Genomic DNA, 20,418 nt, shown 5'->3' with positions numbered 1-20,418 from the left:
TCGACTATTGGTATTGAGGCTGGGATATTATCCCATACCGGTATCGCCTTAGGAGGGTGTGTGCTCCGATTCTGGAAACATCTGTTCATCTGGTTTGTCTTCTCTCTACTGTGGGTCACGTTCATTTTTTATCTGTACCTCAGTTCTGCGGAATACCATCGGGTGAGCATTGAACATCAGGCCCTGTCGGAGGCCCGGACCGCCTGGAACTGGGATATGAATTCCAGGCGCTGGTCTTCATCCATGGGCGGTGTGTACGGTAAGGTCACCAAGGTCAGGCCCAATCCGTATTTGACGGTTCCTGATCGAGATGTGACCACGACGAGCGGGATGAGGCTGACTTTGATCAATCCGGCCTACATGACCCGGATGATCAATGAGAATATGCCGCCTGGCAGCAGGGTGGAAACGCATCTTACCAGCCTGATGCCCATACGCCCCGAAAATCGGGCTGATCAATGGGAAACGCGTGCTCTGGAAACATTCCACAGTGACGGAGACGAGGTACACGAAGTCACAGAAGTGGGAGGGGAACCTGTTCTACGCTATATGCGGGCCATGATAGTGGAGCAGTCCTGTCTCAAGTGTCATAAGACACAGGGCTATGAACTCGGTGATATTCGTGGCGGCATCGGCGTCACCGTGTCTCTTGGCAATTTGGTGGCTGAACTGAATACGCATATCGGCTCGATAGCACGCCGTTACCTCATGCTCGGGGCCGGAGGCGAACTGTTTCTTTGTATTACCCTGTTCCTGCTGATTCAGCACGAACGATCCCGCAACCGTGCGGAGGAGCGGCAGAAGATCGTTGAAGCCAGGCTTCGGGAGAGCCACGGTAAATATCGTGCGCTGTACGCGGCCATAATGGATCCTGTGCTTGTGGCGGACTGCGATACGGGAACAATCGTGGAATGCAATCTGGCTGCTGAAAGGTTCTTCGGTTACAGCCGGGAGCAGTTGGTCGGTATGCATCAGCGAAAGCTGCACCCGACCGATATAACGCTAGAAACCGGCAAGACGGTGAATTTCCAGGAGCACTCTAAAAATCCGGACCTGATGTCCGGCGTGCCCATGCTGAGTGCCGACGGGCAGACTCGCATAATGCAGATCAAGAGCGGCCTGTATGACCTGAATGGCCGAAATGTCCTGGTAAGTGTGTTTCGGGATATTTCCCAGGTGCTGGAGGCGGAGACGTTCCTGCGCGAGAGCGAGCATCGCCACCGCGTCATTTTCGAGAACTCGCCGCTGGGAATGGTCCGTTTTTCGGAGCGCGGGGAGATTCTCGACTGCAATGAGATTTTTGCCAAAATCATGGGAGCAAGCAGGCGACGCCTCAAGGGATTCAATCCGCTGCCCATGACTTCCGGAGATATGCGGACGACAATGAGCCGTGCGCTGAGTGGCGAACGCAGCGTTTACGAGGACTACTACACCTCGGTTTCCGGCGGTATATCCGCTTATATCCGTATGGTTTTCAATCCGGTTAATCCTGGACAGTCGCCCACTGAAATCATCGCCACACTGGAGGACTTTTCGGAGCGCAAAATGGCGGACGACGCCCTGGCCCTCCAGGCCGATATCAACGCGGCCTCCGCCGATGTGGCTCGCGTGCTGACACGTCCCGGATCGACCATTCCGGATATAGCCCGGACCATTCACCGACATTCCCTGCGTATTACCGGCAGTACAATCGGATTCGTTTCGGCCATTGACCGCGATACCGGGGAAAACGTGACCCAGGCTTTTTCCCTTTCCGCGGAAAACCATCTGTGCCAGATGGAGATGCGGGCAGCCTTTGCCCGCAGTGAGGAAGGATACGAGGGATTGCACGGACACAGTCTGAATCAGGCCGAGCCGTTTTATACCAATACTCCGGCCGAGCATCCGGCTACCACGGGCGTGCCGGAAGGGCATATGGAAATCAATAGCTTCCTGACGGTGCCCGCCGTGTTCATGGGCAAGGTGTATGGACAAATCGCTCTGGCCAACAGCTCGCGGCCCTATATGCAAAAGGACATCGAATCCGTGGAGCCCATGGCGCAACTGTATGCCATGGCCGTGCACCGCTCGCGGATAACGGACGATCTGCTTCGGGCCAAGGAGGAAGCCGAGGCGGCCAACATGGCAAAGAGCGAGTTCCTGGCCAACATGAGCCATGAAATCCGCACTCCGCTCAACGGAATCATGGGAATGCTCCAGTTGCTGGCCTCCACCCCGCAGGATGGGGAACAGGTGGAGTATACCGAGGTGGCCACGCGTTCGTGCCACCGCCTCACAGGTCTGCTGAGCGATATTCTCGATCTGTCGCGCATAGAGTCCGGCAAACTGGTCATTAACCCGGTTCGGTTCTCTCTGGACAATCTTTTCCGTTCCATCGAGGAACTGTTCCAGGTGCACGCCGAGGGCTCGGGCGTAACCCTGCAGCTGAATCGTGAGCCTGGGCTTCCCTCCACCTTGTTCGGCGATGAGCTGCGTACCCGTCAGGTGCTCTTCAACCTTGTTGGCAATGCCCTGAAGTTCACGGAAAAGGGGAGTGTTATCGTCAAGGCGGAGGCGTTGCCTGGCGGCAGATTCGTGCTTTTTTCCGTCACCGACACCGGTTCCGGTATTCCCGAAGACAAGATGGATACTATTTTCGATGCCTTTACCCAGGCTGACTATTCCCGCACACGGCTGCATCAGGGTGCCGGTCTGGGGCTTTCCATCGTCAAGCGTCTGGTTGAGCTGCTGGATGGGTCCGTATCCATGGAAAGCGAGGTGGGTGTCGGCACCACTGCCTATGTATCCCTGCCACTCATTGGCGGAAGCGACGAGGATAAACGTGTCCATGAAACACTGGCCGAACACGCTCCGATCCAGCTGGAAGGGCCATTGCACATCCTGGTGGCCGAAGATGACAAGGTCAGCCGCCTGAGCATCAGCCGGATGCTTGAAAAGCTTGGCGCTACGGTGTTTACCGCCACTAATGGGCGGGAGGCCGTGGAGGTCTTTACCGAGAAGAAACCGGATCTGGTGTTCATGGACATCCAGATGCCGGAGATGGACGGCATGGAGGCCGTGCGCCTGCTGCGCAACCGCGAGCGGTTCGGCGACAGGTCGGCCGTGCCCGTCATAGCCCTCACCGCCCACGCCATGGTGGGCGACCGCGAGCGGTTCCTTGAGGCGGGCATGGACGACTATATTTCCAAGCCCGTTGACTTCTCCCAGATGAAGCGGCTGCTGGAGTCCATGTCCGCAAAGTAGCCGCCCGCCCGGATTCTGGACTCCTGCCGGGGTTTCGCGTAGTTAGATTCCGAGGCACATATGACTACCAGCGAACACCAATTTGATTCCGCCAAAGCGTCCAGACGCTTCATCAGCAACCTGATCTGGGTTGTTGTCATCTGCGTCCTGTTCCTGGGGGGAGAGGGGGTTCGCTACTACTACAGTCGATCCCAGCTGGATGATATCCGGACCCAGACGAAAAAACTTTATGTTTCGGCGTTGGGACCGGATATCGGCACCGAGCCCTTCGGTCGTCTCCAGTTCGAACACGGCAAGCTTGCAGCCACGCTCAGGATAGGACTGGACCCCTTGCGCGTGCTGGCCGCCCTGAGCCGTCCGGCCGGGGCCAACCTGCGGGTGGAAGGTCTTTCTGTAACCGGAATGCGGGCCCATGTTCGCGGTTTCTTCGGTCCCAATACGAGCCGTTTCGACGAATATATGCGGCAGCTCACCGACGACGATCATTTTATCTTCCGTCTTGAAAACCGGGAGGATGTGTTCGGCGGCATCATTTTCAGCCTCATCGTGGAGCCCCAATGAGCCGTCCCCGTCACTTCTGGTCCGCCTGGCCCGAGGCCCGGCAGCGCCATTTCTTCAAGCTCAGTCTGATGGGTACGGTTCTGGTCACGCTTTCCCTTTTCATCGGGTTGAAGCTGCTGACCGGAGTGGTGGATCAGGATATCGTCCATGCCAAGACACAGTATGGCCGGGTCCTGCCTCTGGTGCAGGAAGTGGCAGCCCTCAGGGCCCAAAAAGGGAATCTGGCCCATCTGAATGAAAAGGAAGCGGCCTGGATCATTATCGACGACCTGGGCATAGAGCCGAAACTGACCTCGCTCCACTCGACCATTCTGGACGACGCGCCTGCCGTGGAAGTGACCATCAATGGACTTTCCCTGGCCAAGTTGGCGGATTTTTTGGACAACCTGCGCAAACGGGCCAGCCTGCAAACCCCGGAATTTTCCCTGACCCGCAACCCGGACAATCCGCGGCTGGCAGACCTGAACATGGTTCTGGCCCGATGAGAAAGACGCTGTGAAATCCCGCCACGCGAAAGATTCCTCACTGCCCGGCCGTATTTTGGCCCGTTTTTTCCTCATCTGTTTCGGCTTTGTGCTCGGAGCGGCCATGTTTACGCCCTGGCACAAGATATGGGGCATGGCCCTGGCCTCGCTGGATGAATCCCAGCCCCTGTTCGGCCTGCGTTGGGACTCCATCGACCGCGACGGTCCCACGGGCTTTCGCGTCAACGGGGTCAAGATAACCCTGGCCGATACGCCGGGCAGCCTTGCTTTCCGCCATGCCTACGTTTCTGTGGGATTCTCTCCGCTGGCCACGGTCCGGCTGGATACGGCCGGTTCACAGTGTGAGCTGGAGCTGCATCGAAGCGGCGTCTTCGAGTTCGAGGGAGACCTGAACCTGACCTCTCTGCTCGGTGGCGCGGATTTCAAGGGTGCCCTCCATGTTGCCGGCAATTTCTTCTTGCCTGCCGGGGCCAGCCTGCCCAAAAAAGGGTGGCTGGATCTCCGTTCCCAGCAGCTCCTGCTGCCAGATGGCAAGACGGTCGAAGACATGGCCTTTACCGCGGAAATCCGGAACGATAAGCTCATGGTGCGCGATTTTTCCATGCGCCATCCCATCACCCTCAAGGCTTCGGGGAGCGGGACCATCGACCCGGAGAACCTCTACCACACCCTCTTTGATCTTAAGGGTGAGGTGACCATAGGACAGCATACCGTGCCCTATGGGATGAAGGGCACTTTGGGCGACGCTGTCCTGCGATAGCGGCTCAGGAAAACTTTACTGCACAAAAAAAGCGGCGGACCAAGGTCCGCCGCTTTTCCTTTTCGGGGCGTTATAAGAAATCCTTGACTGAACCGAGGGCGCCCTTGGCCGGGGTGCCGCCTGTGGGGCTGGCTCCTATGGCTTTGGTCTGCTTTTCAAGCGCCTTGCTCAGCTGTTCTCGAAGTTCCAGCATCTCCGATTGTTTCATCGCAACCTGCTGCTGTTTCATCTTTTCGGATAGCTGCGGGTTATCTTCAATCTCTTTGATCTCTTCTTCCAACTGTTCAATCATCTCTTTCAGCCGCTCGATCATCCGCTTGGCCTCTTCCTGAGATGCGGTCTTGCTGCTCACGCCAGATTTGATGCTGCCCCCGGCCTTGTTTTCCGATTCCTCGGTCTTGTCCACGGCGGTAAGAGCCCGGGCCTCATCGGAGATACGAACGGAGTCGCCCTGGCTCTGTTCCGGAGTCTTGGATTCCTGGGACACTTCTCCGGCGGTTTTCTCTACGGAAGGGGCCTGCCTGATATTCATGCTTTCTGCAAAAACAGAATTTTTATGTGCCAAACCAAGCTCAATGACCATAATAAAGTCTCCTTTATAGAGTCTGGTTCCATCTAAAAAAATGATCGGATGTTTATTGGGAGATCTTTAGGTTGTCTTCATGTTTTCTTTATATTCATCCGAAACTTTGAACCAGATGCATGTTGCACCGATACGCAAAAAAAAGGTATCGTTTCCAATACACGGCTCGAAAAACGCAACCGAGGCATCCATGAGCGTCGTCAATCTCGAATACCTGTTCAAGCCGCGGTCCGTAGCGGTTATCGGTGCGACAAACGACCCGCGCAACGCGGGTAATATCGTCATGCGCAACCTCATGGCCGGCGGATTTCTCGGCCCTGTCATGCCGGTTTCGGCCACGGCCGAGGCCATTGCCGGTGTGTTGACCTATCCATCGGTAAAGCATCTGCCAAAAACTCCGGATCTGGCCATTGTCTGCTCGCCGCTGGACGAAGTGCCGGAGGTTATCCATTCCCTCAGGGAACGGGGGACAAAGGGGGCCGTGCTCATGGGCTCCGGGTTTGCGGCCATGACCTCGGACGAGCGGGCGGATGTGGTCTCCACCCTGCTGCGCATGGCCGAGCCGCCGAATTTCCGCATCATCGGCCCTAAATCTTTGGGCTTCATGGTGCCTTCCCTGCATCTTAATGCCTCGCTTGCCCATACCGAGGCGGCGCCCGGCAAGGTCGCCTTCATCTCCCAGTCCGATTCCCTGCTGGCCACGGTTCTGGACTGGGCCAAGGCCAAAGGTGTGGGGTTCTCGTATCTGGTGGCACTGGGCAGCCGCATCGATGTCTCCTTTGCCGATATTCTGGACTATCTGGGGTCCGATCCCCTGACCCGCTCCATCATGCTCTACGTGGAGTCCATCAAGGACGCGCGGGAGTTCATGTCCGCCGCGCGTGCGGCCTCGCGCAACAAGCCGGTGCTGGTCATCCGCCCCGGCCAAGCCCTCGATACCGTGGTGGGCGATCTCAAGCTGAAGGAGACCGGAGACCGGCGTCTGGTGGACGCGGTGTACGACGTGGCCTTCCGTCGCGCGGGCATGTTGCGCGTGGAGAACATCGACGGGCTTTTTGATGCGGCCCAGACCCTGGGCACGCCCAAGAACGTTTTCGGCAAGAAACTGGCCATTCTGACCAACGGCACCAGCGCGGGCATTTTGGCTGCCGACAGGCTGCTGGAGGGCGGCGGCGAGCTGGCCGCCCTGGACGAGGAAACCGTCACCGCCATCGACGAGATGCTGGGCCGCGAGCGGTGGTCGCGCACCAATCCGGTGGACATTCCCTTTGACGCGGACGGCAAAATTTACTCCGAGGTCCTCAAGCTTCTGCTGCGCGACAAGAATTCCAACGGCATCCTTGTCATGCACGTTCCCTGGAAATCCCAGCCCGACGTGGCCGTGGCCGAGGCGTTGTGCGGCTCCCTGAAGCGGGTGCGTCGCATGGTGCTCACGGCCTGGCTTGGCTCCGGCGCGGCGGAACAGTCCCGCGAGGTCTTCCGCCGGGCGGACGTGCCCGCCTACGACACCCCGACCCACGCGGTACGGGCCTTTCTCTACATGGCCGAGTATCTCCAGAACCAGGAGATGCTCATCGAGGCCCCGGACTCCCTGCCCACCGATTTTTTCCCGGACACCGAGCGGGCGCGCGGCATAGTGGCCAAGGCGCTGGCCGAAGGCCGGACCGACCTGACCGAGCCGGAGGCCAAGGATACCCTGGCCGCCTACGGCATTCCGGTGGTGGAGACGCGCATTGCGGTCTCGGCCAAGGAGGCCGTCATCGCTGCTGATGAGATAGGCTATCCCGTGGCCGTTAAGGTGCGCAGCCCACAGATTCCGCAGCCCTACGACGTGGGCGGCGTGCTCCTTGATCTGGAGACGCCGGAGCGCGTCTGGGAGGGCGCGGCATCCATCGCGGCCCGGTGCATCCGCGAGCGGCCGGACGCCTATATCGAGGGCTTTACGGTCCAGAAGATGGGGCGGCGGCCCGGTGCGCATGAGTTGTTCGTATCCGCCGAGGTGGACCCGGTGTTCGGCCCGGTCCTTTCCTTCGGCCACGGAGGCATGGCTCGGGAGATGATTCAGGACCGCGCCTTGACCTTGCCGCCGCTCTCCATGAGTTTGGCCCGCGAGATGGTGGAGCGCACCCGCATCCACTCCCTGCTCAAGGGCACGCCATCCCATAGCCCGGCGGACGTGGACGACATCTGCCTGACCCTGATCCAGCTTTCCCAGCTCATTGTGGATGTGCCGCAGATCACGTCCATCGACATCAATCCGCTCTATGCGGACAGCGAGGGCGTGTTGGCCCTGGGCGGCAAAATCTCCGTGGCCCCGTTTGTGGGTGAGGGCGAGCGGCGCTTGGCCATCCGACCCTATCCGCGCGAACTGGAGGAGTGCGTTTCCCTGCGCTCCGGCCGTCACGTCACCCTGCGGCCTATCCGGCCGGAGGACGAGGACACCCACCGCGCTTTTCTGGGCAGCCTTTCGGACGAGGATCTTCGTCTGCGTTTCTTTGGTGTGGTGCAGCGTGAGTTCGACCACAAGGATATCGCCCGTTTCACCCAGATCGACTATGACCGGGAGATGGCCTTCATCGCCACGGCCCCGGATCCAAATGGCAAGCCTGAAACCCTGGGCGTCATGCGTACCAATACCAAGCCGGACAACTCCGAGGCGGAATTCGCCATTGTGGTCCGTTCGGACATGAAGGGAGAGGGATTGGGGTCTCAGCTCTTTGAAAAGGGCATCCGCTACACCCGGGATAGGGGAACGGCCCGGATCATGGGGCAGACCATGCGGGAGAACAAAGCCATGCAGGGATTGTCGCGAAAGTTCGGTTTTTCCATTGCCCCCGATCCGCATGATGAGGACCTGGTGGATATGGTTTTGGAACTGAACCCGGCTAGAGATTCCCAATGACGAATTGTACATCGCCCAAACGGGACAGATGCATTACTCCGGCCATGATATTTTTTCTGGCCTATCTTCCATATTACACCAATGATTTAGCAAACCTGTGGGTTACCGACTATGTAGCCTGGGTCTGGCTGGACTATGTGCAGCGCAGTCTGGCCGTGGCCGTGGTCCTGGTGGCGATCAAAACGGGCTACCTTGATCGGACCAAAGTCGGGTTGAAGTCCGTCGGCCTGCGCTCTTTCCTTGTCTGGACCGTAATAACCGCCACGGTGGCCATGGCTTATCTCTGGTTGTCCGAGTTTGTGCTCGCACCGTATTTTCCCAAGGGAGCCATCGCGTCGATACCGTTTGATCCCGATTCGCCGCTCTTCCTTTTTGATCTGACCTTTGGCCTTGTTCTGGTGGGGTTCAGCGAAGAGCTGGTTTGCCGCGGGGTGGCGTTGCATGTGCTGCGCAAGCGGTTTTCCCTGCCGGTCGCCTGCCTGCTTTCAGCGGTGCTTTTTTCGCTTATGCACTGGTCGTTGTCGGTGCATACACTGGTGGATGCCTTTGTGTACGGGTTGATTCTGGTTCCGGCGGTCGTGGTGACCGGCACGATCTGGCCGTCTGTCGTGGTGCATTTTCTGGTTAATTTCGTATTGTATCAGCTGTAGTGAATTTCCGCAGTGCGGGAAGGGAAAGGCAAGTAGTAGCTTGTTTTTTGGGTGGAGGAGGAAGAGAGAGCCGGGTTTGAAGCCTGCGGCTTCAAATTCCCTCCATGCCCTTCGCGGGCGGCGGTTCTTTTTGCTGGGCCAAAAAGAACGAAAAAGGCCCTTGCGGGTAGCTTGGCCGCCTGCGTGCTTCGCCGGAAGCATCCGATCCAAGCGGGACGGCTCCATCAAATGAAAAGTATAGTACCGTTTCTCCGCAAATAAACTGAGGCTACCACCAACTTACCGGGTGGCTTGCAGGAGCCGCCTTACCCGCTTGGTCGGCTGCTAACCGTCGGAAACACAGGGCTGGTCTCAGCGAATTAACTGTGACGCCCTCCGGGACCGGACGGTTGTCTTCAGGACCTTCTTTTGCGGATGTTCAGACTTTTGCTTGCCGCAGCGGCGCATAGCCAAGTTGCTTCGAAGAAGCCCTGTGGGGACGCGGCTTAGAAGCTGACCAAACGGCCGGAGCGAATTTTCGCGGCCCGGCGGTTTTCAGTTTCTCGCCTTGGGCCGTGGGAGCGCAGGCCGTTTGGATCAGATTCTTTGCCCGTCACCGGGGCGGTGGGGCATGGCACCCCAAGAGCGCTTTTTGGTTACTTTTGGGCGCTCTGGTCCAAAAGTAACTCGCACCTTTAGGGTGCGAAACACTCTGAAATAAATCCCGCCGGAGGCGGCTCCGCTTCTGTATTTTGTCTTTCTCTTCTGCTTCTGCCTTTGCCTTTAATACCAAGAGCAAAAAGCCGGGTTTGAAGCCGTTCGGCTTCAAGAGCCCTCCAATGCCCTTCGCGGGCGGCGGTTCTTTTTGCTGGGCCAAAAAGAACGAAAAAGGCCCTTGCGGGTAGACTGGCCGCCTGCGTGTTTCGCCGGAAGCATCCGATCCAAGCGGGACGGCTCCATCCTTTGAAAAGTATAGTGCCGTTTCTCCGCGAACAGACTGAGGCTACCACCAACTTACCGGGTGGCTTGCAGGAGCCGCCTTACCCGCTTGGTCGGCTGCTAACCGCCGAAACACAGGGCTGATATCAGCGAATTAACTGTGGCGCCTTTCGGGACCAGACGGTTGTCTTCAGGACCATTTTTTGCGGATGTTCAGATTTTTGCTTGCCGCTACGACATAAAGACAAGTTTCCCTTATCTCAGCCCTGCGGGGGACGCGGCTTAGAAGCTGACCAAACGGCCGGAGCGAATTTTCGCGGCCCGGTGGTTTTCAGTTTCTCGCCTTGGGCCGCGGGAGCGCAGGCCGTTTGGATCAGATTCTTTGCCCGTCACCGGGGCGATGGGGCATGGCACCCCAAGAGCGCTTTTTGGTTACTTTTGGGCGCTCTGGTCCAAAAGTAACTCGCACCTTTAGGGTGCGAAACACTCTAAAGTGAATCCCGCCGGAGGCGACTCCACTTCTGTATTTTCTCTTTTGATTTTGCCTTTGATTCCAAAAGGCAGAAAGCCGGGTTTGAAGCCGTTCGGCTTCAAAGTCCCCTCCATGCCCTGCGCGGGCGGCGGTTCTTTTTTGCTGGGCCAAAAAAGAACGAAAAAAGGCCCTTGCGGGTAGCTTGGCCGCCTGCGTGTTTCGCCGGAAGCATCCGATCCAAGCGGGACGGCTCCATCCTTTGAAAAGTATAGTACCGTTTCTCCGCGAACAGACCGAGGCTACCACCAACTTACCGGGTGGCTGACGGGAGCCGCCTTACCCGCTTGGTCGGTTGCTAACCGCCGAAACACAGGGCTGGTCTCGACCGAATTAACTGTGGCGCCCTCCGGGACCGGACGGTTGTCTTCGGGGACTTCTTTTGCGGATATTCAGACTTCTGCTTGCCGTAGCGGCGCATAGCTAAGCTGCTTCGAAGAAGCCCTGTGGGGACGCGGCTTAGAAGCTGACCAAACGGCCGGAGCGAATTCTCGCGGCCCGGTGGTTTTCAGTTTCTCGCCTTGGGACGCGGGAGCGCAGGCCGTTTGGATCAGATTCTTTGCCCGTCACCGGGGCGGTGGGGCATGGCACCCCAAGAGCGCTTTTTGGTTACTTTTGGGCGCTCTGGTCCAAAAGTAACTCGCACCTTTAGGGTGCGAAACACTCTATAGTGAATCCCGCCGGAGGCGGCTCCATTTCTGCTTCTGCCTTTTCGGCTTTTCTTTTGATTCTACTTCTACTTCCACTTCCACTTCTGCATCTGTCTTTTCTCTTTATCTTTTCCCGAAAAGACAGTGCCGGTTACTTATCGGTAACGGCACGTGCGAAGAACCGGCAAGTACGGTCCTGCCAAGCCACAAAACCAAGCTCTGCGTCCGCATACCAGGCGGCGGTGAAGGCCTTGGTGTCGGCACTCCATAGCCGGGCCTTGCGTGGGTCGAAGGCGGGTTGCTGGCAGAATTCGCCGGGGTCGGTGGCTCCGGTGAACAGGGTGGTGAGTTCGTCTATGGTGGGCAGCCGCCAGCCGGTGTGGTTGCCGTAGTTGTTTTTGTTGAGCCGGGCTACGTGGCTTTCGGCCCGGTCAAAGCTGAGTGGATAGCGGGAACCGTACCGTTCCCAGGTCAGGCCGGAGTTTTGGTCCGTCACCGTGCCGTCGCCGTTGTCCCTGAATTTGCCGTGAACAAGGTGGTTCGGCCGCCACAGTTTGTCCAGATCGAAGACAGCCCGGGCCTTCTTTGTCGCTACTTTGAGCGGGACCGCACGAAGGGAATGCGTAGTGACCGGAGCGGGTTCATCCAACAGATTCGGGGCGGAACACACGGCTTCCTTGCGTTCGCGCCAGATATCTTCAAGCTGGTCAAGGGCGGTCGCCATGGTCATGGCGTCGCTGAACCGCTCTGCCGGGTCCACAGCCAGAGCGCGTTTGAAAAAGTCGTCCCAGGCGCAGTCCAGATCCGCATGAATTTCGCAGACGGGCCGCCGTTTTTTCGGGTTTTCCGCCGGGAGCAGGCCGGTGAGCATACGGTAGAGGGTCACGCCCACGCTGTAGCAGTCAGAGGCCGGGGTAGCGCTTTCCGGGTCCGCCTCTTGCTCCGGGGCGGTGTAGTAGGGTGAGCCTATCACCATGCCCTTGGGGCCGGAGGTGTGTTCTCCGCGAAGTTTGCTCAGTCCGAAATCGATGAGTTTGACGTGGCCGGTGCCGCCCTCGTCCTCGGCCAGCATGACGTTGAACGGCTTGACGTCGCGGTGGACGATGCCCTCGTAGTGCAGCCGGTCCAGACCGGCCAGCAGCTCGCGCGCCAGCCCCAGCGAGGACTCCACGCCCAGACGGCGGGACGGCCGTTCCACTTCGTAGGTCTCGCCCATAAGCACGCCGAGGTTGCCGCAGAAATATTCCATGGTGAAGTGCGGCGTCACCCCGCCCGATCCGTCGTGCACGTCCAGCACCGAGGCGATGTTGGCGTGCGAGATGGAGGCCATGGTCGCGGCCTCGGCGAGGAACATCTCGGTCAGTTTGTCCAGCCCGACCAAGTCTTCCATAATCTCCGCCGGGCGCAACACCTTGAGTGCCACGATCCGCCCGGTTACCGGCATGGCCGCCTTGTATACCGCGCCCATGCCGCCACGTCCCAGCAGGCCGCGAATTTCATACCGTCCGATTTTCATGCCGTGGTGATAGCCCGAAGCAGGTGAGAAGGGAAGGGTACCGCTGCCCGGAGTTGCCGCTATTGCGGTTCCCTGGGAAACGAGCCGGGCATGATCAGGTGCATGGGCGGCGGATTGAACAGGTCATACTGGTTGTTGATGGCCTGGGTGAGGCTGTGGAGCAACTCAATGTTGTAGGTGAGGGGCTGCGGTTCCCACAACAGCGGCCCTCTGGAACAGACGGCGATGATTTTGTGTGCGAAGAAGGCGGGATAGGAGGCCCGGATATCCCGTGGATACTGTATGGTAAAGGGCTCCTCTTTCCGCGTGTGTTGTATTTCTATCGGTGGAATCTGGATGGTGGTTAGCTTGCGGTTGACGAGTATCTTGTCGAGGGGAGTGCCATCCATAAGTTCCAGGCAATATTGCTGGACCTTGAAGCCGCCGATGACGAGCACGTCCAGCAGGGAGGCAGGCGTGTACCAGCGCAGGTGCCCGGAGTGCCACAGGCCGTGGCCGTATGGGAACTTGCCGGACATGATTTTGTGTTGCAGATGCCAGTTGAGGAGGTTGGGAGTGGCGATGATGGCCAGGCCGTCCTCGGCAAGGTATTGCCTAATCTTGGTCAGCGTCTGCCAGGGGTCGAACAGGTGTTCCACGAAATCATGCATGATGATGATGTTGAAGAACCCCTTGAAGCGCTCCGGCATGATCTCATCGGCCTCGATATCCACCACCTCGGCATAGTCGACAAAGGGGCGCAATTCCGAGATGGCCTTTTTATCCATGTCCACGCCGTAGAGTTCGGTGCACCCCTTGTCCCGTTGCAAACGCAGCAGGATGCCGCCACGGCCGCAGCCCACATCCAGAACGCGGGTAGCCCCTTCCGGCACCAGATCGCATACGCCCTTGCGTAGAACTGACGAATCAATAATGGAACTTTTGAGCCGTTGAAAATCCATTTTCACTCCTCGTTTTTTCTGAACTAGCCGATCTTTACCAAGAAAAAAAGGTCAAATAGATATGAACAGTTCGTTTTATCCTTTCCACAAATCAAGCAGTGCCCCCCGCGCGCCAGCGCAACCAAAAAGTTTCGGAAGGAGAGAGGGGATAGGGGGTCCGGGGGAAAGGGGAGAGAGGGAACCCTTTCCAAAGGGTTCCCTCTCTCCCCTTTCCCCCGGTCGCCGAAGGCGAAAAAAAGGCCTGTCCGACACTAGTCGGACAGGCCTTTTTTATTCTTCGGTATTCCAGCTAACCGATGGTTTCGGCACCGGCCTTGATGGCTTCGGTGTTGGCCGGGATGAGCTTGTGATAGCGGGGTGAGATGACATTCTCCAGGGAGCCGATGACGGCATCCATGGGGACGATCTTGGTGGCTTGAACAAAGGCGCCGATGGCGACCATGTTGGCCATGCGGGAATTGCCGAGCTTGTCGGCGATATCGTTGCAGGGCACGGCGTGGCAGTCGAGACGCTTGGTGTCGGCCAGCTCCATGTCTATGAGCGACGAGTTGATGATCTGCACGCCGCCGTCCTGAACGCGGGGCTGGAACTTGTCCAGCGACGGCCGGTTCATGGCGATGAACGAGACCGGGCGCAGGATGATGGGCGAACCGATATCCTCCTGGGACATGACCACGGTGCAGTTGGCGGTGCCGCCGCGCATTTCCGGGCCGTAGACCGGGATGTAGGTGACGTTGAGGCCGTCCTTCATGCCTGCGTAGGCCAGCAGGTTGCCGATGAGCATGACGCCCTGTCCGCCGAATCCGGCGATGATGGTATCCAGGTACCGCATCAGCACACACCTCCTTCCTCGGACACATCCTTGTAGATGCCGAGGGGGAAGTAGGGGATCATGTCGGATTCGATGCGTTCGTTGGCCGCAATGGGCGGCATTTTCCAGTTGGTCGGGCAGGCGGAGAGCAGCTCGACAAAGCCGAATCCGACCTGGTTTTTCTGGAACTCGAACGCCTTTTTTATGTATTTTTTGGCGGTCTTGATGTTCTTGACGTTGTTCAGCGCGGCGCGGGCGGCGAAGGCGGTGCCGCCCAGGGAGGCGATGATTTCGGTCATTTTGATGGGCGCGCCCTCGTGGGTGACGCAGCGTCCGGCCGGGCTGGTGGTGGTGACCTGTCCTATCAGGGTGGTCGGGGCCATCTGGCCGCCGGTCATGCCGTAGACCGTGTTGTTGACGAAGATCACGGAGATCTTTTCGCCTCGGTTGGCGGCGTGGATGATCTCGGCCATGCCGATGGAGGCGAGGTCGCCGTCGCCCTGGTAGGCAAAGACGAACTTGTCGGGCCGGGAGCGCTTGACGCCGGTGCCGACCGCGGGTGCGCGGCCGTGGGGCGCTTCCACGGAGTCCACGTTCAGGTAGTTGTACAGGAACACGGAACAGCCGATGGAGGCGATGAGGATGGCGTTTTCGGTGAGGTTCAGCTCGTCCAGCACCTCGCCCACCAGCCGATGGGCCACGCCGTGGTGGCAGCCGGGGCAGTAGTGGGTGGCCCGGTCTATGACGGACTCGGGCTTTTGGAAGACGATCTTTTCTGCGGATTCAGTCATTTATTTACCCTCCAGGCTGGCGAGGATGGGTTCCTCCAGTTCGTCCGGGGTGGGCATGTTGCCGGGGTAGACGGGGTAGAAGTCCGAGTCGGCCACCGTGCGGATGGCGAGGCGGACATCGTCTACCATCTGGCCCAGGTTGTGTTCGATGGTCAGGAACCGCTTGCCTTCCTTGGCCAGCTTGAGCAGGCCGTCGGAGGGGAAGGGGTAGAGGGTGATGGGCCGGTACAGGCCGACCTTTTTGCCTTCCTTGCGGAACTTGCGGACCACGGATTTGGCAATGCGGCCGATGGAGCCGTAGGCGCAGATGATCAGCTCGGCGTCGTCGCATTCGAACTGCTCGGCCTCGGCCAGCGGTATCCAGCTTTCGTACTTGGCCCGCAGGTGTTTGTTTTGCCAGGCCAGCTCGCCTTCGCCCAGGAACAGGGACTTGAGCAGCCGTTTTTCGCGGCCGCCGGTTCGTCCGGACAGGCACCAGTCCCGTCCGGCATCCTCGTCGATGCTTTCGGGAACCCACGGTGTGATGGGCTCCTTCATTTGGCCGAGGATGGCATCACCCAGGATGAGCACGGGATTGCGCTGGGTAAAGGCGATGTCAAAGGCACGGATGGTCAGGTCGTAGGCCTCCTGAACCGTGCCGGGGGCGAGGGTGAAGTGGCGGTAGTCGCCGTGTCCGCCGCCCCGGGTGGACTGGTAGTAGTCGCCCTGTGCCGGGCCGATGTCGCCCAGTCCCGGGCCGCCCCGGTTCATGTTGACGATGACGGCCGGAAGTTCGGAGCCCGCCATGTAGGAAATGGCTTCCTGCTTCAGGGCGACGCCGGGGGAGGAGGACGATGTCATGGCGCGGATGCCTGCGGCACCGGCGCCCAGCAGCATGTTTGCCGCCGCCACCTCGGACTCGGCCTGGACAAAGTCGCCGCCGGCCTTGATGATCTCCGAGGACATGAATTCGGGGATATCGTTCTGCGGGGTGATGGGATAGCCGAAGAAGCATTTGCACTTCGCGGCCAGTGCGCCGCGGGCGATTGCCTCGTTGCCTTTGACGAAGATGCGTTCGGGTTGTTTGCTCATGCTACTCCCCCTTCTTCTTGGGGGTTCTGTAGACGGTGATCGCCACATCCGGGCAGATCTGAGCGCAGGATGCGCAGCCGGTACATTTGTCCGCATCGGCTTGTGGAACCTCGGCGACCTTGTAACCGCTGACATTGAATCGGTCCGACTGGACGATGATGCCAACGGGGCAGACCGTAGTGCACAGCAGACAGCCTTTGCACCGGTCTTCCTGGACTTCGATTCGGGACATTCAACAGACTCCGGTTTGGTTTGGAAATGTGGTTTCCGCCACTACCTGATCAGCATTGCGTCTCCGTAGGAAAAGAAACGAAACCCGTTCTCCAGGGCGAAACGATATGCCGAAAGTATCTTCCCTCTTCCGGCGAGAGCCGCAATCATAATGATCAGGGAAGACTCTGGCAAATGAAAGTTTGTAAGCATCGCGTCCACAACGTTGAACGTATAGCCCGGTTTGATGAAGATGTCGGTTTCGCCCGCAAATTCCATTACTTTGCCACATGCCTGATACATTCCCTCCAGTGTCCGCGCACTGGTAGTACCCACTGCAACGACGGGGCGTCCCTCTTTCTTTGCCCGGTTCACTGCATCGGCGGTTTCCCGGCTTACTTCGATGTACTCGGCGTGCATTTTGTGGTTGCGGATGTCCGGCTCGCGCACGGGGCTGAAGGTGCCGTAACCCACATACAGGGTGACCTCCCCCCACTCGAATCCCTTGTCCCGCAGCCCGGCGCGCAGCTCTGGCGTGAAGTGCAGCCCGGCCGTGGGTGCGGCCACTGATCCGGTCTTGGTCGCATTGGAGTATGTGGTCTGGTAGCGCTCGCGGTCCGCAGCAGAGTCCGGCCGCTTGATGTAGGGCGGCAGGGGCAGGTGCCCCATATTCTGAAACAGCCCGGTCAGGTCCCCGCGCCAGGCAAGGCGCACGCGCCAGCGGCCAAAGGGCCCCGCTTCTTCGGCGGTCAGGTAAAAATCATCGCTGATGGTGACCCGGCCACCCTGTTTGGGCGACTTGGAGGCGCGCAGTAGCCCTTCGGCTCCGGCCGTGAACCAGCCCTCGCCCAGCTCCGGCGCAGGTGTCGGGGTAAGCAGGGGCAGGGGAGTGAGCAGCAGAAACTCCACTCGTCCGCCCGTGGGCTTCATGCCGAACACCCTCGCCGGTATGACCCGCGAGTTGTTGGCAATGAGCAGGGCGTTTTCGGGCAGGTAGTCGGCCAGTTCGGTAAAGTGTGTGGGCGTGAGTTCGCCGGTTGCCCTGTCCACCACCAGCAGGCGGGAGCCGTCCCGCTTGTCGGCAGGTTTTTGGGCAATGCGGTCTTCGGGCAGTTCGTAATCGTAGCTTTTTAGCAGAAAATCTTCAGGTATTTCCATAAATCTGTTCCTTCCCCCTGTCGGTATCCTCTTGTAACCCATTGAAACTATGAGGTGTAGGCTTTTTTATTCCAATGATTGCAATAGGCTGTGTAGTTTATGTATGCATTCAGGTTAAGGGCTTGCCATTGCTCGTATTCATGGTATTGCATAAGACCATGAATTGGCTTTCCGTGGCTGAGATAGCCAAGCTTACCCGCATACCTGCACCGACGGCTCGTCGGTACGCCTCCCTTTTCAAGGATTTCCTGAACGGTCGCAAGATGGGCCGCATCACCAAGTACCCTGAAGATTGTGTTGTCATCTTCGAAAAAATTTCCCGCATGTATAGCGATGGCAAGGTCACGGCCGAGATAGAGGATGCCCTGCGCCGGGAGTATACCCGGACCATCGAGGTTGAGCATCAAGCCGATGCTCCCGCTAGAGGCGGGGAAATGTTTACCGAGCTGGCCGGGGTTTTCAATGGCGTGATGGGCAAGGTCGCCTCCTGCATGGAGGTCATTGCCGACCAGAAGTCCATCATTGAGCGGCAGCAGGATGATATCCAGAAACTCAAGACGGCCTTTGTTCTGCTGGCGAGGAGCCAGAAGAAGATGAAGCAGCTGCCGGGCGAGTCGGATATCATCCCCGAGGAAATCGTCCGCCAGACCCAGGCACTGGAACGGAAAGATGCCGAAATTGAAGAGATGGCTCTCAAGCTCAGCTTCGATACTTCGGACATCAAGGCCAAGCTTCAGATTTTGGAATCCGAGCTGGTTCGACTGCGCAAGGATCGACGTGAGATGGAGAAATTTCTCCAGGACAAGATCGACCGGCTCAAGGACTCGGCTTCCTAAACTTTTCTTTTCGCTTGGGTCCTGATAAACGGCCCACAGCTTCGGCCAACCTCAAGAACGTACCAGGAGGAAGTTATGCGTTCTTTCATGAAAGTACTCGCAATGGTTTCCCTGCTCATGCTTTTTGCCGCGTGCACCACTACTTCCGGCGGAACCGCCAGTAACGACCCCGTGGGCGGAACGCAGGCTGCGCAGCAGGCTCCCGACTATTACTACGACTTTGACGATATTCTGATCCCAAAGGAAATCTCCTACGACAACGACGCTTCCTACCGGCTGGACAATACCAAGTTCCGCGCGGCCATCATGAAGTTCAAGGGCCGTGTCGAGGTTCTGGAACTGGTCCAGTACTTCGTCAACAACATGGCCAAGGACAACTGGAAGCTTGTTTCCAACAACAAGACCGGTGCGCTTTCCGTCCTGTCGTTTGAGAAGTTCAACAAGAGCTGTGTCATTCAGGTCGAGGATTCCTTTGGCTATGCGAAGACCACCATCTTTGCCGTTGAGCTGAAAGACGCCGCGGTCAAGGACAAGTAACCGATGCAGCCTCACTACCGTTTCGCCGGTTTCATGGGCAAGCGTGTCCATCTCGGCGTCACTGGTTCCATTGCCGCTTACAAGTCGCTCGATCTCCTGCGCTCGTTGCAGGAGTCGGGTTGCCTTGTTTCCGCCACCATAACGGAATCGGCCGCCGAATTTGTCCGGCCGCTCTCTTTTGAGGCGCTCGGAGCCTCACCCGTGTATGGGAATATGTTCGACGGCTCGCCTTCGGGTTCCGCCTTCGGCCATCTGGAGCCGGGACAGGTAGGCGATGTTATGGTCATTGCCCCGGCTACGGCGGCGACCATGGCCCGGCTTGCTTTCGGTCTGGCGGATGACATGCTTTCCTGCCAGGCGCTGGCTTTCCCGGGACCGAAGATCGTGGCTCCGGCCATGAATCCACGGATGTGGAATGCGCCCGCCACTCAACGGAATTTGGATATGCTTGGCGATCTGGGATATACTCGCGTGCTGCCCGCTTGCGGCCATGTGGCGTGTGGGGATATCGGCTCCGGTCGGCTTGCCCCGGTAGATGAAATTTTCATTGCAGTGCTTCGTGCCCTGGCTCCGCAGGATCTTTCGGGCAAGAAGGTCATGGTTACCCTCGGCCCCACCCGTGAGCCGTGGGATGCGGTCCGATTCTGGTCCAATCCCTCCTCCGGCCTGATGGGTGCGTGCATGGCCATGGCTGCCTATCTGCGCGGCGCGGACGTAACTGTTGTCGCCGGGCCTACGGCGCTTACTTTTCCCGATGCCATCACCGTATGCCCGGTCACCACGGCCCGGGAGATGTTCGATGCCGCCACCGGGCTTTGGTCGGACATGGATATGGCTTGCTGCACGGCAGCCGTCGCGGATTTTTGTCCCAAGCCCTATGGGGATACCAAGTTCAAGAAGGCGTCCGGAGCAGGGGAGGGCATCACGGTTGAGTTTATGCCCAATCCGGACATCCTCCGCACCCTTGGCGAGTCCAAGAAGGATGGGCAAAAGCTCATCGGTTTTGCCGCCGAGACCGGCAACGTCAAGGCCGAGGCCGAACGCAAGCTGAAGAGCAAGCACCTCGACCTGCTGGCTGCCAACGACGTGTCGCGCGAGGGGAGCGGTTTCGGCACCGCCACCAATGAAATGTTCGTCATCAATGCTTCCGGCCGCATGGAGACTTGGCCGCAGCTGGATAAAACCGAGGTCGCCTGGCGTTTATGGGATCACCTTCTGCTCGACTAAACGTCCCGGAGCATCTGCGTCCGTGGCTTGAATCCGGGG

At 58.7% G+C, this 20,418-nt stretch carries 17 protein-coding genes; 9 read left to right on the top strand and 8 right to left on the bottom strand.

What is annotated here, in order from left to right; translation table 11 throughout:
* The first annotated feature begins 60 nt into the window (after positions 1-60).
* The 4 genes from ACI0FG_RS17105 to ACI0FG_RS17090 are packed head-to-tail and all read left to right on the top strand — an operon-like array spanning position 61 to position 5,049.
* Positions 61-3,243: a response regulator gene (locus ACI0FG_RS17105; RefSeq protein WP_419786221.1), complete on the top strand. Its 3,183-nt coding sequence runs from the start codon at positions 61-63 to the stop codon at positions 3,241-3,243.
* 60 nt (positions 3,244-3,303) lie between these two features.
* Positions 3,304-3,804 carry a hypothetical protein gene (locus ACI0FG_RS17100; protein WP_419786220.1) on the top strand — a complete coding sequence of 167 codons (501 nt, stop codon included), beginning with the start codon at positions 3,304-3,306 and terminating at the stop codon, positions 3,802-3,804.
* Positions 3,801-4,289: a hypothetical protein gene (locus tag ACI0FG_RS17095; protein ID WP_419786219.1), complete on the top strand. Its 489-nt coding sequence runs from the start codon at positions 3,801-3,803 to the stop codon at positions 4,287-4,289. Before ACI0FG_RS17100 ends, ACI0FG_RS17095 begins: the two co-directional genes overlap by 4 nt.
* Before the next feature lie 10 nt (positions 4,290-4,299).
* Positions 4,300-5,049, top strand: a complete 750-nt coding sequence (locus ACI0FG_RS17090; protein WP_419786218.1) for a hypothetical protein — start codon at positions 4,300-4,302, stop codon at positions 5,047-5,049.
* 70 nt (positions 5,050-5,119) lie between these two features.
* Here ACI0FG_RS17090 and ACI0FG_RS17085 read toward each other — a convergent pair whose 3' ends face one another.
* Positions 5,120-5,632, bottom strand: a complete 513-nt coding sequence (locus tag ACI0FG_RS17085; protein ID WP_419786217.1) for a hypothetical protein — start codon at positions 5,630-5,632, stop codon at positions 5,120-5,122.
* A gap of 190 nt (positions 5,633-5,822) precedes the next feature.
* Here ACI0FG_RS17085 and ACI0FG_RS17080 point away from each other — a divergent pair, with 190 nt between their 5' ends.
* Together ACI0FG_RS17080 and ACI0FG_RS17075 are read left to right on the top strand one after the other, a co-directional pair.
* Entirely contained in the window at positions 5,823-8,534 is a 2,712-nt protein-coding gene (locus tag ACI0FG_RS17080; RefSeq protein WP_419786216.1) for a bifunctional acetate--CoA ligase family protein/GNAT family N-acetyltransferase, read from the top strand.
* Complete coding sequence (locus ACI0FG_RS17075) at positions 8,531-9,184, top strand: CPBP family intramembrane glutamic endopeptidase (protein ID WP_419786215.1); 654 nt, start codon at positions 8,531-8,533, stop codon at positions 9,182-9,184. Before ACI0FG_RS17080 ends, ACI0FG_RS17075 begins: the two co-directional genes overlap by 4 nt.
* Positions 9,185-11,432: 2,248 nt before the next feature.
* On the opposite strand, the gene ACI0FG_RS17070 is transcribed toward ACI0FG_RS17075, so the two are convergent.
* The 7 genes from ACI0FG_RS17070 to queA all read right to left on the bottom strand — a co-directional run bounded on the left by ACI0FG_RS17070 (position 11,433) and on the right by queA (position 17,779).
* On the bottom strand, positions 11,433-12,797 hold the full coding sequence (locus tag ACI0FG_RS17070) for a protein kinase domain-containing protein (RefSeq protein WP_419786214.1): 1,365 nt from the start codon (positions 12,795-12,797) through the stop codon (positions 11,433-11,435).
* 59 nt (positions 12,798-12,856) lie between these two features.
* On the bottom strand, positions 12,857-13,738 hold the full coding sequence (locus tag ACI0FG_RS17065) for a class I SAM-dependent methyltransferase (protein WP_419786213.1): 882 nt from the start codon (positions 13,736-13,738) through the stop codon (positions 12,857-12,859).
* Between the two features lie 289 nt (positions 13,739-14,027).
* Positions 14,028-14,570, bottom strand: coding sequence for a 2-oxoacid:acceptor oxidoreductase family protein (locus tag ACI0FG_RS17060; protein WP_419786212.1), 543 nt, complete (start codon positions 14,568-14,570; stop codon positions 14,028-14,030).
* Positions 14,570-15,340 (bottom strand): thiamine pyrophosphate-dependent enzyme, encoded by a 771-nt coding sequence (locus tag ACI0FG_RS17055; protein WP_419786211.1) that lies wholly within the window; start codon positions 15,338-15,340, stop codon positions 14,570-14,572. Before ACI0FG_RS17055 ends, ACI0FG_RS17060 begins: the two co-directional genes overlap by 1 nt.
* Positions 15,341-16,411: a 3-methyl-2-oxobutanoate dehydrogenase subunit VorB gene (locus ACI0FG_RS17050; RefSeq protein ID WP_419786210.1), complete on the bottom strand. Its 1,071-nt coding sequence runs from the start codon at positions 16,409-16,411 to the stop codon at positions 15,341-15,343. It abuts the gene before it with no gap.
* A gap of 1 nt (position 16,412) precedes the next feature.
* Positions 16,413-16,643, bottom strand: coding sequence for a 4Fe-4S dicluster domain-containing protein (locus ACI0FG_RS17045; protein ID WP_419786209.1), 231 nt, complete (start codon positions 16,641-16,643; stop codon positions 16,413-16,415).
* Positions 16,644-16,684: 41 nt separating this feature from the next.
* Positions 16,685-17,779 (bottom strand): tRNA preQ1(34) S-adenosylmethionine ribosyltransferase-isomerase QueA, encoded by a 1,095-nt coding sequence (gene queA, locus ACI0FG_RS17040; protein ID WP_419786208.1) that lies wholly within the window; start codon positions 17,777-17,779, stop codon positions 16,685-16,687.
* A gap of 158 nt (positions 17,780-17,937) precedes the next feature.
* Here queA and ACI0FG_RS17035 point away from each other — a divergent pair, with 158 nt between their 5' ends.
* The 3 genes from ACI0FG_RS17035 (at position 17,938) to coaBC (ending at position 20,379) form a co-directional block, all read left to right on the top strand.
* Entirely contained in the window at positions 17,938-18,615 is a 678-nt protein-coding gene (locus tag ACI0FG_RS17035; protein ID WP_419786207.1) for a hypothetical protein, read from the top strand.
* A gap of 87 nt (positions 18,616-18,702) precedes the next feature.
* Positions 18,703-19,152 carry a hypothetical protein gene (locus ACI0FG_RS17030; protein ID WP_419786206.1) on the top strand — a complete coding sequence of 150 codons (450 nt, stop codon included), beginning with the start codon at positions 18,703-18,705 and terminating at the stop codon, positions 19,150-19,152.
* A 3-nt stretch (positions 19,153-19,155) separates the two neighbouring features.
* The gene (gene coaBC / locus ACI0FG_RS17025) at positions 19,156-20,379 is read left to right on the top strand and encodes a bifunctional phosphopantothenoylcysteine decarboxylase/phosphopantothenate--cysteine ligase CoaBC (protein ID WP_419786205.1); all 1,224 of its coding nucleotides are present in this window, start codon (positions 19,156-19,158) and stop codon (positions 20,377-20,379) included.
* The last annotated feature ends 39 nt before the right edge of the window (positions 20,380-20,418 follow it).

Origin of the sequence: Pseudodesulfovibrio sp. 7M6, from assembly GCF_050058625.1 — a bacterium.
GTDB classification, from domain to species: domain Bacteria; phylum Desulfobacterota; class Desulfovibrionia; order Desulfovibrionales; family Desulfovibrionaceae; genus Pseudodesulfovibrio; species Pseudodesulfovibrio salinus.
The sequence above is the reverse complement of the archived record's forward strand: the minus strand, read 5'-3'. Positions and strand labels throughout refer to the sequence as shown.

Bases quoted from the DNA above. Each gene is read 5' to 3' on its own strand.
- ACI0FG_RS17035 (WP_419786207.1), top strand. From the start codon at position 17,938: ATGAATTGGCTTTCCGTGGCTGAGATAGCCAAGCTTACCCGCATACCT.
- ACI0FG_RS17030 (WP_419786206.1), top strand. From the start codon at position 18,703: ATGAAAGTACTCGCAATGGTTTCCCTGCTCATGCTTTTTGCCGCGTGC.
- ACI0FG_RS17050 (WP_419786210.1), bottom strand. From the start codon at position 16,411: ATGAGCAAACAACCCGAACGCATCTTCGTCAAAGGCAACGAGGCAATC.
- ACI0FG_RS17080 (WP_419786216.1), top strand. From the start codon at position 5,823: ATGAGCGTCGTCAATCTCGAATACCTGTTCAAGCCGCGGTCCGTAGCG.
- ACI0FG_RS17065 (WP_419786213.1), bottom strand. From the start codon at position 13,738: ATGGATTTTCAACGGCTCAAAAGTTCCATTATTGATTCGTCAGTTCTA.
- ACI0FG_RS17075 (WP_419786215.1), top strand. From the start codon at position 8,531: ATGACGAATTGTACATCGCCCAAACGGGACAGATGCATTACTCCGGCC.
- ACI0FG_RS17060 (WP_419786212.1), bottom strand. From the start codon at position 14,570: ATGCGGTACCTGGATACCATCATCGCCGGATTCGGCGGACAGGGCGTC.
- queA (WP_419786208.1), bottom strand. From the start codon at position 17,779: ATGGAAATACCTGAAGATTTTCTGCTAAAAAGCTACGATTACGAACTG.
- ACI0FG_RS17070 (WP_419786214.1), bottom strand. From the start codon at position 12,797: ATGAAAATCGGACGGTATGAAATTCGCGGCCTGCTGGGACGTGGCGGC.
- ACI0FG_RS17055 (WP_419786211.1), bottom strand. From the start codon at position 15,340: ATGACTGAATCCGCAGAAAAGATCGTCTTCCAAAAGCCCGAGTCCGTC.
- ACI0FG_RS17085 (WP_419786217.1), bottom strand. From the start codon at position 5,632: ATGGTCATTGAGCTTGGTTTGGCACATAAAAATTCTGTTTTTGCAGAA.
- ACI0FG_RS17100 (WP_419786220.1), top strand. From the start codon at position 3,304: ATGACTACCAGCGAACACCAATTTGATTCCGCCAAAGCGTCCAGACGC.
- ACI0FG_RS17095 (WP_419786219.1), top strand. From the start codon at position 3,801: ATGAGCCGTCCCCGTCACTTCTGGTCCGCCTGGCCCGAGGCCCGGCAG.
- coaBC (WP_419786205.1), top strand. From the start codon at position 19,156: ATGCAGCCTCACTACCGTTTCGCCGGTTTCATGGGCAAGCGTGTCCAT.
- ACI0FG_RS17045 (WP_419786209.1), bottom strand. From the start codon at position 16,643: ATGTCCCGAATCGAAGTCCAGGAAGACCGGTGCAAAGGCTGTCTGCTG.